Annotated in this window: 10 protein-coding genes and 1 tRNA gene; 4 read left to right on the forward strand and 7 right to left on the reverse strand. The window is 63.4% G+C overall.

Features of this window, described 5'->3' with window-relative positions:
* Positions 1–346: 346 nt before the first annotated feature.
* Positions 347–1,387 (reverse strand): homoserine O-succinyltransferase, encoded by a 1,041-nt coding sequence (locus D2E22_RS08870; RefSeq protein ID WP_126032753.1) that lies wholly within the window; start codon positions 1,385–1,387, stop codon positions 347–349.
* A 125-nt stretch (positions 1,388–1,512) separates the two neighbouring features.
* Between D2E22_RS08870 and D2E22_RS08875 the strand changes: the two genes are divergently transcribed.
* Positions 1,513–1,589: transfer RNA gene (locus D2E22_RS08875), tRNA-Met, on the forward strand.
* A gap of 200 nt (positions 1,590–1,789) precedes the next feature.
* Positions 1,790–3,121, forward strand: a complete 1,332-nt coding sequence (gene frc, locus D2E22_RS08880) for a formyl-CoA transferase (RefSeq protein WP_126032754.1) — start codon at positions 1,790–1,792, stop codon at positions 3,119–3,121.
* Between the two features lie 192 nt (positions 3,122–3,313).
* On the opposite strand, the gene D2E22_RS08885 is transcribed toward frc, so the two are convergent.
* The 4 genes from D2E22_RS08885 to D2E22_RS08900 all read right to left on the reverse strand — a co-directional run bounded on the left by D2E22_RS08885 (position 3,314) and on the right by D2E22_RS08900 (position 9,186).
* On the reverse strand, positions 3,314–5,830 hold the full coding sequence (locus tag D2E22_RS08885) for a glycoside hydrolase family 31 protein (RefSeq protein ID WP_420897254.1): 2,517 nt from the start codon (positions 5,828–5,830) through the stop codon (positions 3,314–3,316).
* 19 nt (positions 5,831–5,849) lie between these two features.
* The gene (locus D2E22_RS08890; RefSeq protein ID WP_126032756.1) at positions 5,850–6,674 is read right to left on the reverse strand and encodes a carbohydrate ABC transporter permease; all 825 of its coding nucleotides are present in this window, start codon (positions 6,672–6,674) and stop codon (positions 5,850–5,852) included.
* On the reverse strand, positions 6,671–7,534 hold the full coding sequence (locus tag D2E22_RS08895) for a carbohydrate ABC transporter permease (RefSeq protein WP_241218355.1): 864 nt from the start codon (positions 7,532–7,534) through the stop codon (positions 6,671–6,673). Before D2E22_RS08895 ends, D2E22_RS08890 begins: the two co-directional genes overlap by 4 nt.
* Positions 7,535–7,800: 266 nt before the next feature.
* A complete protein-coding gene (locus D2E22_RS08900) occupies positions 7,801–9,186 on the reverse strand; it encodes an extracellular solute-binding protein (RefSeq protein ID WP_126032758.1) in 1,386 nt (461 codons plus the stop codon).
* A 215-nt stretch (positions 9,187–9,401) separates the two neighbouring features.
* On the opposite strand from D2E22_RS08900, the gene D2E22_RS08905 reads away from it, so the two are divergent.
* Positions 9,402–10,421 carry a LacI family DNA-binding transcriptional regulator gene (locus D2E22_RS08905; protein ID WP_126032759.1) on the forward strand — a complete coding sequence of 340 codons (1,020 nt, stop codon included), beginning with the start codon at positions 9,402–9,404 and terminating at the stop codon, positions 10,419–10,421.
* 152 nt (positions 10,422–10,573) lie between these two features.
* On the opposite strand, the gene D2E22_RS08910 is transcribed toward D2E22_RS08905, so the two are convergent.
* Positions 10,574–11,707, reverse strand: coding sequence for an AEC family transporter (locus tag D2E22_RS08910; protein WP_126032760.1), 1,134 nt, complete (start codon positions 11,705–11,707; stop codon positions 10,574–10,576).
* Between D2E22_RS08910 and D2E22_RS10895 the strand changes: the two genes are divergently transcribed.
* Positions 11,706–11,834, forward strand: coding sequence for a hypothetical protein (locus tag D2E22_RS10895; RefSeq protein ID WP_277600020.1), 129 nt, complete (start codon positions 11,706–11,708; stop codon positions 11,832–11,834). The two genes, D2E22_RS08910 and D2E22_RS10895, sit on opposite strands and share 2 nt — an antisense overlap.
* Positions 11,835–11,879: 45 nt before the next feature.
* Here D2E22_RS10895 and oxc read toward each other — a convergent pair whose 3' ends face one another.
* Positions 11,880–13,655 carry an oxalyl-CoA decarboxylase gene (oxc, locus tag D2E22_RS08915; protein WP_126032761.1) on the reverse strand — a complete coding sequence of 592 codons (1,776 nt, stop codon included), beginning with the start codon at positions 13,653–13,655 and terminating at the stop codon, positions 11,880–11,882.
* Positions 13,656–13,738 lie beyond the last annotated feature (83 nt).

Consider the following 13,738-nt stretch of genomic DNA (forward strand, 5'->3'; position numbering starts at 1 on the left):
ACGAATTGTCTGATGACAGTGTAATCCGACTGATGTCCAGTACGTACCGCGTATGTGACGGCGAGATTACCGCACCGGCGATGTTCCACCGATGTGCCGACGTCAGGTTCAGCAGCGTGCGAACATGCGCGTCATGCGCTATCGCGCCCGCCCTGAGGCGTCCTCTCTCCTCGTCTTCCTCATGCGCCGTTTCTCATGTGCCGGGGTGGTGACCGCCTCGGCGCCGTGAAGCGTATTGGGACCTTATCTTTCCACTGACGGCGATTATTGGCCTGATAGTGGACATCGACGATCCGCGCGCGTCGCCGCGTCCCGTTCGCGTCCGAACGCCGGCGTTTCGTACGGATCAGTCGTGCGGGACGATGAGGCCGTAGCCGTCGTCGAGGAACGGGCGGAAGCCGTCCTCGCGCGGCGAGCTCGGCGCGTGGCGCACGACGTGGTCGGTGCCGGGGCGGCGCTGCGCGCGCAGCTGCGGCACCTCGGTCAGGTCGTACGGCGTCATCTGGTAGACCCAGTTGAGCCAGTTGCGCCACAGCAGGTTCGCGTGCGCGCGCCACGAGAACAGCGGTTCGATCGTCGGGTCGTCGTTCGGGAAGTAGTTGGTCGGGAACGGCACGTTGTCGAGGCCGCGCTCCATGTCGCGGCGGTACTCCTCGGCGAGCGTGTATTTGCCGTACTCCCAGTGACCGAGCGCGAACACCTCGGAGAAGTCGCGCGTCGCGATGAGGCCCGGGCCCGAGCGCGGCCCCCAGGTCAGGACCTGCAGGTCCGGGTTCGCGGCCACATCCTGCTCGCTGACGGCGGCGACGCGCGAATGCGGCTGCAGCGCGATCTCGTCGAAGCCGTTCGTCAGGAAGCAGTATTCGTCCTGCAGATACTGCGGGAAGACGCCGAAGATCTTCTCGGGAAGGCCGATCTTGCGCACGCCGTAGCGGTGGTTGAGCGCGCCCATCGCGCCCCAGCACAGATACATCGTCGAGAACACATGGCTCGCGGCCCAGTCGAGGATGCGCCTGAACTCGTCCCAGTAGTCGACCTGCTCGAAGGGAAGGTGCTCGACCGGCGCGCCGGTGACGATGAGGCCGTCGTAGTAGTTGTCGGCGAAGGACTCCGGCGGCTCGTAGAACTTGACGAGATGGTCGGCGCTCACATGCGTCGACTCGTGCGTGCCCGTCTTCATGAAGTCGATGTCCACCTGCAGCGGCGATTTCGAGATCAGCCGCAGCAGCTGCGTCTCCGTCTCGATCTTCTTCGGCATCAGGTTGAGGATGACCATCTTGAGCGGACGCACGCGCTGCCGCTCCGCCTCGGGCTTCTCGAGCGCGAAGATGCGCTCGGAGTCGAGGATGTCACGCGCCGGGAGGCCTCCGGGAATTTTGATAGGCATGGTTTCCTATTATGTGCGCACGGCATAACAAAAGCCGATCCTCACGACGCAAGCATCACGACACGCCGATGATTGACATTTGGATTCATGCGTGTATATTGGTGAGAGCTGTGCAAAACAGCCGACGCGGGGTGGAGCAGCTCGGTAGCTCGCTGGGCTCATAACCCAGAGGTCCATGGTTCAAATCCATGCCCCGCTACCAACAAGGCCGGAGATCTACGGATCTTCGGCCTTCTGCGTTGCGCCGGCGGCCCGCTCTGCGACGCCGCCGCAACAGACGCCATAGCAAAATCGTCCACTGGCGGAACCCTTGCGACCAGTAGCTGAATCAACGGAAAAGCACAAACGCGGCCGCGTATATTGAATGCACCATCGGCTACATAACAACAACAAGGAGGCCATATGGCTGAGGCAACCAACACCGCGCCGCTCGCAGGCATCAAGGTCATCGATTGGACGCAGGTGCAGTCGGGTCCGTCCTGCACGCAGATCCTTGCATGGCTCGGCGCAGAGGTCATCAAGCTGGAGAAGGTCCATGGCGGCGACCCGACCCGCAACGAGATGAACGACGTCGACGGCTCCTACTCGCTGTACTTCCTGCAGCTCAACGCCAACAAGAAGTCGATCACCCTCGACATGAAGGATCCGGAAGGCAAGAAGATCCTCACCGATCTGCTCAAGGACGCCGATGTCTTCGTCGAGAACATCGGCCCGGGCGATGTGGAGAAGCTCGGCTTCGGCTGGGATGAGGTCCACAAGATCAACCCCAAGTGCATCATGGCATCCCTGAAGGGCTTCAACCAGGGCAGCCGCTTCGAACACGTCAAGGCCTTCGAGCCGGTCGCGCAGTGCGCCGGTGGCGCCGCTTCGACGACCGGCTGGTGGGAAGGCGACGAGAACATCCCGACCCAGTCCGGCGCCGCGCTCGGCGACTCGAACACCGGCATGCATCTGACGATCGCGATCCTCGCCGCGCTGATGCAGCGCGAGCGCACCGGCGAAGGCGTCTTCGTCTACCAGTCGATGCAGAACGCCGTGCTCAACCTGTGCCGCATCAAGCTGCGCGACCAGCTCATCCTCGACCACCTGCATCAGCTGTCCTACTACGACTGCTATCCGGGCTACAAGTTCGGCAAGGCGATCCCGCGCGCGGCCAACGCCGAAGGCGGCCTCGTGCTTGGCTGGTGCTACCGCGCGAAGGGCTGGGAGACCGATCCGAACGCCTACGTGTACATCGTCATCCAGCAGTCCGAGAAGGGCTTCGAGGAGTTCTGCAACGCGATGGGCTTCCAGGACTGGCTCACCGATCCGCGCTTCAACACCGCGAACGCCCGCGACGAGCACAAGCAGGAAGTGTACAAGCGCGTCGAGGAATACACGATGCAGTACGACAAGCACACGCTGACGGAGGAACTCGGCGCCAAGGGCGTCCCGGTCGGCCCGGTGCTCGACTGGAACGAGCTCGAGAACGACCCCGACCTCAACGAGGACGGCACGTTGGTCACGATCGACCAGGGTGACGCCCGCGGCACGTTCAAGACGATCGGTCTGCCGTTCACGATGAGCAACTACACGCCCGACTACCAGCGCGCGCCGAAGCTCGGCGAGAACAACGAGGAGATCCTCACCGCCCTCGGCTACACCGAGGACCAGATCAAGGACCTCGCGACGAAGGGCGTCATCGGCTCCAACGACGGCGTCAAGGCCGACCTGACCGCCGCTTCTGAAGCCTGAGCCACACCACGGCCCATGAATGACGAGGGGGCGGCAACCGGACACCGGTTGCCGCCCCCTCGCTGCATCTCGGTCACGTTTCCACGTACTCTTCCGGAGCCATCGCCCGGGAAGGGTCCGAGGGGGGGGCGCTTGCACATCAGATCCTTCGCCGGCACCGATCGGGGACGCCGAGCGAAGAGGAGGCCTTCCCTAATCCACCGATCCCGCATCCCTCAACAGCACCTCGGCCAAGGCGGAGATCACCGGCTGCGGTACATGCGAAGTGACTATGGAGGGGGCGCCGCCCGTTTGCACATCCAGCGCATGCAACGATGCGAGCGCACCCGCCCCGCCCCTTCGGATGGCGTCGAAGGCGAGGTCCTTGCCTACGTTCGGCATCTGCGCGTCGAGCAGGATGCGGCGGCAGTCCTCGACGAAGGGGCTGTCCGCGACGCATGCCCCTTCCACGCTGAGTTCCATCGTCTGGTCGACCGGGACATCGTGCGCCGTGATGCTCAGCGACAGCGCATGGTCGTCATATCCCGTGACGCAAGCGTGGCCGACGCCCCCGATGGATGCGTGCACATCCTTCCCGGGATCCTTGAGCGGAGCCACACCGCGAATGGTGAAGGTCCAGTCGCGCAACCGCGGCACGCAGCCGGCCTCGCCGGATGCCGGCTCGACGATGAGCCGCATGCCGCGCCTATCCCATTGCTGCGAGATGACGGTCCGGGCGCATCGGCCGTCGCGGACATGGGCCCATACACCGTCGTCCTCGATAAGCGTGAACGTCCCATCGCCCGGGAACGCCAGCACTTGCATATGCCGCGGATTGGCTATGGTGTTGAGCGCCGGTCCATCACCGACCTCTTGCATCGGGATGATCGCCCCCGCTTTGGCGAACACCGGCGTCGCGTCGATCGTCCTCCAAACGCTCAGGCGGCGGCCACCGGAACCGGCCGTGTACCGCCTTCCGTCGAAGAAATCGAACCACTCCCCCTGCGGCAGCCAAAGATCCGCACGCCCGCGTCGGCTTTCCGGGTCATTGCGCCGGGTGATGGGCGCCGCGACCAGTTCCGTGCCGAAACGGTATTCGTTCGGATACCAGTAGGCCGCATCCTGTTGGGGGTGTTGCCAGTACATCGGTTCGACCAGCGGCCGTCCGTCGCGCGCCGCGCGGTGGTTCATGGTGTAGAGGTAAGGGATCAGCGCCTGACGCAGACGCAGCGATCGGACCATCGCCGACCGCACCGGTTCCGGGAAGTTCCACGGCTCCTTGCCCGAGAACGGGGAGCTGCTCGAATGCAGCCTGTTGATGGGGCTGAACACGCCGTATTGGTACCAGCGGGCCTCCAGCTCGTCGTCGCGGTAGCCGAGCATGTGGCCGCCTATATCATGGCTCCACCAGCCGTAGCCGATGTTGGAGGCCGTTGCGGTGAAGCGCGGCTGGAAATCGAGCGACTCCCAGGTCATCACCGTGTCGCCCGAGAACCCTATCGGGTAACGATGCGAGCCGGGGCCGGCATAGCGGCTGAAGGTGAGGGGCCAGTGGCCGTCACGGCCCGAATCGAGGTAGCGGCTGTGGTTGAGCATCCATAACGGATCGAGGCCGCGCTGTCTGGTGACGCCGCCCTGTTGCCAGTCGACCCACCAGAAGTCGACTCCGTCGCGGCTCAGACGCTCCATCATCGTCAGGTAGGCGTCCATGAACCGTGGACTGGATGGGTCGAACTCCACCGGATCGCCGGAAGCCGGGTCGATGCGCATGTCCCGCGCCACCTGCGGATACTCGTCCTCGAAGGCGCGGATGCCGTCGCGCGGATGCTCGTTGAGCGTCACATGCAGCCCACGCCCATGCAGTTCGCGCAGGAACCCCCGGCGGTCCGGGAAGAGGTCCGTGTTCCAGCTATAGCCGGTCCAGCCCGAACCATACTTCGGGTCCGGGTCCGTGATGTGCCAATCCATGTCGATGACGGACACGGTGAACGGGATGCCCTCCGCGGCGAAGCGGTCCATGAGGTCAAGGTATTCCCGCTGGCCATAGCGGTAGAACCTGCTCCACCAATTGCCGAGCGCGAACCTCGGGATCAGCGGGGTGGGCCCGGTGAGCCGGTGGAAGTCCTCGACGGCTTCGGTGAAACGCAGGCCATAGCCGAAGAAATACAGATCGCGGCGGTCGGCGTCGCGAACGCGTGCGGTGGGCCAGGTGCCGAACGGGTTGTCGACGCCGTTGACCTGCGCACGTTCGGCGATCACGTTGTCATCGGTGTCGTCAAGCACCGCCCAACCGTCGCGGGAGAGCACTCCGTCGCCCAACGGTATCGCGCCGTCCGCCTCGTCGAGGGTCTTCGCCGTGCCCTTGAGGTTGCCTTTCGGCTCATCCCCGTAATGCCAGGTGTTGAACTGGCTGCCGGGAACGCCTTTGACGATGACGCTCAGCCCTTCCTTGCTGAACGGCTTGCCGTCGTATTCGAGCCGCAGCGCGGGCGTGTCGATCCGCACACCGCCATCAAGCCGGGTGATGCGGGCATGTATCTCCCGGCCCAATGCGCGATTGAGCACCGTCTGCGTCGGACGGTCCTCGAACTCCCCGTCCGCTGACCATTCGAGGCGGATCAGGGAGTCGGTGAGCACCGAAATGCGCCAATGCCCGCCTTGAACGATCTGATCAGCCGGGGCCATCGGATGAAGGGTATCGGCAAACCCGCGGAATGCGTCGTAGGTCATCGTGGTCTCGCTTTCATGTTCACTTGCCGCTGCCTGCGGCCACACCGGCTATGAACTGCTTCTGGAAGATGAGGTAGATAATGATAACCGGCACGATGGCCAGGCTCGTGGCCGCGAACAGGCCGCCGTAATCGGTGCCGTACTGGCCGTTGAACAGCTTGAGGCCCACGGCGAGGAGCTGCTTTTTCTCGTCGGTGATCATGAGGAACGGCCACAGGTAGTCCTCCCAGTTCCACAGGAATGTGAAGATGGCGAGCGCGGCTATCGTGTTGTGGCTCATCGGCAGGATGATGCGGTGGAAGATGCGCGTGTCGGAGGCGCCGTCGAGTTTGGCGGCCTCGATGAGCTCATCGGGGATGACCGAGATCGACTGGCGGAACATGAAGATGCCGAACGCGCTGATGAGGCTGGGCACGATGAGCGACGTGTACGTGTCGAGCCAACCGAACTGCGTCATCATCTCGTACTGCGGGATGATCGTGACGGCCCAGGGCACCATCATCGTGCTCATGACGACGCCGAACAGCAGGTTGCGGCCGCGGAAGCGCATCTTCGCGAAGACGAAGCCGAGGGCCGCGCTCGTGTAGATGACGATGACCGTCTTGACGGTGGCGATGAACAGCGAGTTGGCGAACAGCCGCAGGAAGTCGAACTTCTGCTGGATGCCCACATAGTTGCCGACGGTGGACGGGGCCGGGAACAGACCGCCGGCGACCTTGACGATCTCGCTGTTGGGGGCGAAAGACGACAGCAGCATCCATATGAAAGGCACCACCGTGACGAAGGCCACGACGAACAACAGGATGGTGAGGATGACCGAACCGATCTTGCGACGCGTTTTCATGACAGCCCCTCCGTGTCTCCGGAGACCTTGAACATGATGATCGTGAGGATGCCGGTGAACAGGAAGAGCACGACGCTCATCGCCGAGGCGACCCCGAAATTGTACTTCTGGAAGGCCTGATCGAAGATCAGGTAGCTGATGGTGTAGGTGGAGGTGCCCGGGCCGCCGTCCGTCATCACGAGGATCTGCACATATGCCTGCAGGTAGCTGATCAGCGAGGTGATGACGACGAACAGCGTGGTGGGCTTGAGCAGCGGCAGCGTGATCCTGAAGAAGGTCTGCACGCCGTTCGCGCCGTCGATCGCGGCGCCCTCGTACACGTCACGCGGCAGATTCATCAATCCGGCGAGGTACAGGACGGTGGCGTAGCCGAAGTCCTTCCATATCGTCATCAATATGATGGCCGGCAACGCCCATTTGGGGTCGTGCAGCCAGTTGATGTTGAGGCCGGTGACGCGGTCGATCATGCCGAACTGCGGGTCGAACATCCACATCCACACGAAACTCACGGCCACCAGAGGCGTGATCGTGGGCATGTAGAACAGGCCACGCAGCGTGTCGCGGCATTTAACGAGCCTCGAGTTAAGCAATAGGGCGAGGCCGAGGCCCAGAACCACGCGGAACACGGTGGCGAACACGCAGAAGACGGCGGTGTGCCACATCGAGTCCCAGAACAGGCCGTCGGTGAGGATCTGCCTGAAGTTCTCGAAGCCCACCCAGTCGTAGGTGCCCACGAGAGGATTCCAGTCGTGCAGGCTGCCGACGAACGCCTTGTAGATGGGGTACGCCAGGAAGATGGCGAAGTAGATGATGAGCAACGTGACGGCGACGTTGCGGAACGTGAAGATGCGGGATCCCACGCTTTCGTACCCGCGGTTCCTGCGGCGGCGCCAGCGTGGACGGGAATTTTCGGAGTCCGGGACGGATTCGGGCTCCGGTGCGATCTCCCATTGCGAAGGAAGGGTCGTGTCGGACATGGTGTACTCGATTCGGCTGGACAGCCGCGCTCAGGTGCGGGGCGGCCGTTGTTGGTGGGGTTCATGCGCAATGGAGCGGGCGGCGGCAAGGAAAGGAAGAAGGAAGCCGCCGCCCATCCTGACGCGGTGACGAGGAACGGTGCGGGCGCTCAGCTGCGCTCGTCGTAGAACGCGTACTTGTTTTCCGCGGAGACGAAGTCGGAGTTCTTCATATCCGTCTCCATCTGCTTTTGCGCCTCGGCCAGCGACTCGTCGATGGACTTGCCGTTGTGGAACACGTTCTCGAAAGCCGTGGTGGCGCTCGTCTCCATCGTCGCGGGCATCGAGCCGGGCCAGATCAGGCGTTCGATGCGCGGCTTGATGGCGGCCATGACGGGCCGGGACAGGATCTCCGTGTCATTCTGCAGGCTCTTTTTGGCCGGGAACGAGTTCATCTCCTTGACGGCTGCACGGATGTAGTCGTCATTGGCGAGCAGGTACTTCACGAAGTCCTGGGCCACGGCCTGCTGTTCCTGGGAGGCATGCGAGTTGACGCCCGGCGTGGATTCGCCGTTGTAGCGGTCGTAGGCGAAGGGCGTCTCGGCGGAGGGGGTGGGCGTGGCAAAGACGCCGTAATCGACGTCCGGGTACTTCTCCTTCATCGTGGCATCGAGCCAGCCCCAGGCGTAGATCATCGCGGATTGGCCGTTGCCGAAGCTTTGCGCGTAGTCGTTGCCGAAATCGGTGGCGCCCACCTTGTCCTTGTCATACAGATCCTTGAGGAACTGCAGGTTCTCGGCGGTCTCCTTGTTGTCATAGTCGGGCTTCCTGCCGTCGTCGGAGAAGAGCACCTGGCCTTTCTGGTAGTTGAGGCCCTCGTAGATGGCGCTGTACGCGGCGCCGTTGAAGTTGAAGCCCGCCTGCACCATCTTGCCGCCGTCCCACTTGGCCAGCTTCTTGGCCACCTCGCGGAACTCGTCCCATGTCTTCGGGACGTCGCCGTCCGTGAGGCCGGCCTCCTTCCACAGCGTCTTATTGTAATAGATGTTGCCGGTGTTGATGACGGAGTCGATGTACTTGACGTTGCCGTCCGCCACATGCACGGATGCCGTCGTGTAGGCGTCCTCAAGCGCCTTGACGTCGACATCGTAGTCCGCGGCATAGGGGCGGATGAGCGCGTCGTAGGAGTTGTGGATGTTGAACACGGCCGGCCCGTTCTTGCCCTGGAGCACGAGCGGCAGCTTCGTCCAGTAATCCTCCCAGCTCACGTTCACGGTCTTGATCGTGACGTTCGGATGGATTTTCGTGTATGGCTCGATCATGTCGATGACCGGGTCGGCGCCTTTGCTGTTCCAGCTCCAGTATTCGAGCTGGATGGGCTTGCCGTCGTTGACGAGATGGTTCGGGTCGTACGTGACGCCCTCACCGATGACGCTCAGCCCCTTGTCCGCCTTCGTGTCCGTGACGCCGGTGGTCTTCGTGGACCCGCATCCCGCCACCATCGCAAAAATGCAAGCGGTTGCAACCGCGGACACCACAATGCTTGTTCTTTTCATTGCTTTACTTCCTTACCTCGTTGTAAGATTTAAAGACATGATAAGCATAACATCGACACAACACGTTTGCAAACTGTAACCGATTTCATATGTAAACGGTTACACCCCAAGGTCTCCACGGCACGTCGCATCCGGAAACCGCCGCGATGCATGCGCAGACCGGGCATATGCTATGCATCTATAATGCAAGCAGTCATCCGAAAGGGGGAGCTTCGATGAAGGAGAATCCGTCAAAGGCGAGCATCGACGATGTGGCCTCGCTCGCCGGCGTATCCACCGCCACCGTTTCCCGGACGTTCTCCAAGCCCGAAATGGTGTCGAGCAAGACACGCCAACGCGTGCAGAAGGCCGCCGATCAACTCGGCTTCTATGTGTCGCGCACAGCCGCCGTCCTCAAATCCGGGCGCACCCACCGCATCGCGTTCCTGTTCGGCGGCGCCGAAATCGACTGGTTCACCGCCAAGATCATCGAGGGCCTCAACGCGGCGTTGCGTGACGCCGGCTACGATTTGGTGGTCTATCCCCTGGGACGCAGCGAGACGCCGAAGGACTTCATCGGCAACACCCCGTTGCGAGGCAACGCGGACGCCCTCATCGTGTCGTCGCTGCTCGTCGAACGCGAGCAATGCGAGCACCTCAACAAAGCCGGCCTTCCCATCGTGGGCATCAATTCGGCCTCCCCCGGCATGAACGCATCCGTGGCTATCGACGACACGAGGGCCACAGCCACGGCGCTCCGCTACCTCACCGACCTCGGGCACACGGACATCTGCTACGTCTACGAGCATTTCCACTCCGACCACCTGTTCTCATCCTACGAGCGCATCAACACCTTCCGCGAGTTCTTCGACCTCAACCCGCACATCAACGGTCGGCTCATCCACCTCACCCCCGGCACCGACTCGCGCGGCGACGTGATCGGCTCAATGCTCGCGATGGACCCGCGCCCCACCGCCCTGCTCTTCCATCAGGACTCACTGGCCATCCCGTTCTTCTTCACGATGCAGCAGACGGGCCTGAGCATCCCGCAGGACATCTCGGTAATGGGCTTCGACGACAGTGAGTTCTCCGACGCCGTCGGCCTGACGACGACCCGTCAGGAGCCGGCGGCGATGGCCCGTCTCGCCGCGCGGAAAACAATCGCGCTCATCGAGAAGGGCGCCGTGGACGATCCCTACGAAACGGCGGAGACGCAGCTCGTCATCCGCAATTCAGTCATCCGCCACGCCGAATGACATGCGCCCGGAGCTGCGCCCGGCGCGCATCCCGATGGACCTTCCGCACCGGTGACCGGCATGACGGCGCGAAAGACGGCACAAAAAAAGGGAACCCGCCGAAGCAGGTTCCCTGACAGCGCGTCAGCGGACGGCCACACACATGCGGCGCGTCAGTGGCAGCACAGCGGCACGAGCCAGATCCACAGCAGGCAGGTGACGGCGAAGACGACGGTGGAGACCGCGGTCGTCGAGGCGCCTTCCTTGACGTAGATGTTGTAACGGCTCGAGATGATGATGCCGGAGAAGGCCGGCGGCAGCGCGACGGCGAGCACGAGCATCGAGAGCTTGTTCACATTGGAGCCCATGCCGCACAGCAGGCCCACGCCGAGGAACGCGGCAGGGGTCAGGATGAGGCGGTAGAACGTGTTCCAGATCGTCTCCAAGCCAAGCGAGAACTTCACGGTGGACAGCGCGAGGCCGGCGGCGAGCACCGCGACGCCGGAGTTGGCCTTCGCGATGAGGTCGAAGGTCGGCGCGGCCGCATCCGGGATGCGGATGCCGACGAGCACGATGACGATGGCGAGCAGCGGGGCCCAGCAGACCGGCTGCTTGAGCGCGTTGATGAGCGCCTCGAGGTTCTGGTTCTTCTTCTTGCCCTTGTTCGAGGACTTCGAGACCATGACCTCGGCGTTGCGGTCCTTCGTCGCGTCCTTCGCCGGATCGACGGCCTCGTCGTCCTTCGTGGCGACGATGGACGGCGTCTTCGCGGATGCGGAGGCGACCTTGACGTCGCCCTTCGAGTTGGCGACGGTCGCGGCGGACAGTCGCGCGCGGTCCTTCGCCTGGCCGACGTTGATCAGGTACATGCCGATCGGGATCGTGACGGCGTTGACGACGATCGAGATGATCGCGATGACGAGGTTCGTCGAGACGGTGTCGCCGTAGATCGGGTCGAGCACGGCGAATCCGAGGAAGCCGATCGTCGGCGAGCCGGCGATCAACGCGCACACCGCCGCCTCCTGGATGCTGCGATGGAACATCAGGCGGCACAGATAGTAGCTGAGCATGAACATCACGATGATGCCCACGAAGCCGAGCACGGTCAGGACGGCGTCCTGCGCGAGCATTTCGCGCGTCGCCTTGACGATCGAGATGAACAATGCGGCCGGCAGCGCGATGTTCAGCACGAGCTTGTTGAGGCCCTGGCGCTGATCGTCGTCGAAGTAGCTGAATTTGCCGCAGACATAGCCCAACGCCATGATGACGATGATCGGGATGATGTCATCGATGAGTATTTTTCCCATGATGGATGCTTTCCTCTCTTGGTATGCCGATGCGATGCGCGGCGTGCACGCCGACGGCGGCACCGGATACGGCTGGTGGGGGGAGACGCCGGGTGCCGGCCGGGTGCGCCGGCCGCCGAACCCGTGAGGAGGGACGGCGGCCGGCGCACCCGGCCGGCGGTGACGTCATCGGTCACATATGTGCGCCTTCGATGTACGGGTTCGCCGTCATTTCGGAGGTCGCGAGCGGTCCGACGACCGGCTTCGGATTCAGGTTGCTGATGTGGCCCGATTCCTTGCCCGCGTAGTCGGCGAGCTGCACGTGGACGAAGCTCGGCTTGCCGGAGGCGACGGCCTCGCCGACCATCTGCTCGACCTCGTCCGGCGTCGTGGCGTAGTAGCCGGTGCCGCCGAAGGCCTCGATCATCTTCTCGTAGTGCGCGTCGTAGGTGAGCGTCAGCGGCGACGGATCGCCGTCGTCACCGAGGTTCTCGAAGTCGCCGCGGTAGATGCCGCCGTTGTTGAGCACGACGAAGGTGATCGGCAGGTGGTAGCGGCAGGCGACCTCGACCTCCATGCCGTCGAATCCGAATCCGGAGTCGCCGCCGATGTACAGGACCGGCTTGCCGGTGGCGACGGCGGCGCCGATCGAGTAGCCGACCGCGCAGCCCATGACGCCCCACGTGCCGCAGTCGAGACGATGGCGCGGCTGGTAGATGTCGATGATGTTGCGGCAGTCGTCAAGCGTGTTCGCGCCCTCGTTCGTCAGGATGAGGTCCTTGTTCTTGTCGTAGACCTTCTTGATCGCGCCGAGCGCGTCGTAGTGGCCCATCGGCACCTTGCCGGAGTCGACGCGGGCGGCGAACTTCTCGTCGTTCTTCTGCGCGTCGGCCTGCAGCATGCCGAGCCATGCGGAGGTGGCCTTGAACGGCGTCTTGCCGAGGCCCGCGTTGAGCATCGCCATCGCGGACTTGATGTCGCCGACGATCGGGCAGGCGATCGGACGCGCATTCTCGATCTCGGCCGGATCGATGTCGATCTGGATGAACTTGACGTCCGGGTTCCATTCCTTGCCCTGGCCGAAGTTGAGCATCCAGTTGAGGCGCGCGCCGACGACGAGCACGACGTCGGCCGTGCGCAGCGCGAGGCCACGGCAGCTTGCCGTGCAGTGCGGATCGTCGTCCGGGATGAGGCCCTTGGCCATCGACATCGGCTGGAACGGGATGTCGGTCTTCTCGACGAACGCGCGGATCTCGTCCTCGGCCTGCGCGAGCGCCGCGCCCTTGCCGACGATCATCAGCGGGTTCTTCGCCTCGCCCAGCAGCTTGAGCGCGTCGTCGATCGAAGACTGCGCCGGCGGCATCGCCGGAGCCGGGTTGTTCGCGACCCACAGCTTGGCCGCGGCCTCGTCCTTGTCCATCGTCTGGGCGACGGCGTCGTCCGGGAAGTCGATGTAGACGGCGCCCGGACGGCCCGAGCATGCGATGTGCATCGCGCGCGCGACGGCGAGCGGGATGTCCTCGATCTTGTCGATGCGGAACGATTCCTTGCAGAACGCCTTTGCATAGTTCATCTGGTCGAGGCCCTCGTATTCGCCCTCGTGCATGTCCACGACATGACGCGTCGAGGAGCCTCCGATCATGATGACCGGGTAACCGTTTTCGGTGGCCTCGAGCAGCGCGGCGAGGCCGTTGAGGAAGCCGGGCGCCGAGACGGTCAGCGCGACGGCCGGACGGCCGGTCAGGAATCCTTCCGCGGCGGCCGCGTTCACCGCGTCCTCCTCGTGGCGCATGCCGATGTAGCGCATGCCCATGCCCTGGGCGATACGCGCGAAATCGGTGACCGGGATGCCGACGACGCCGTACATGTTCTTGACGCCGTTCTTCATGAGCGCCTCGGCAAGATAGTGAGGCGAGTCCGTCAGGCTCTGCGTCGATGCGGCCGCGGCCTGAGTTGTGGAATCCGTCATGCCTTCCTCCAATCAGAATATGGTTCTCGGAATATGAGTACCACCGATTCTAAGGTCGCATGTCTCATATGCTGAGAAGGCTT

Source organism: Bifidobacterium castoris (assembly GCF_003952025.1).
GTDB classification, from domain to species: Bacteria; Actinomycetota; Actinomycetes; order Actinomycetales; family Bifidobacteriaceae; genus Bifidobacterium; species Bifidobacterium castoris.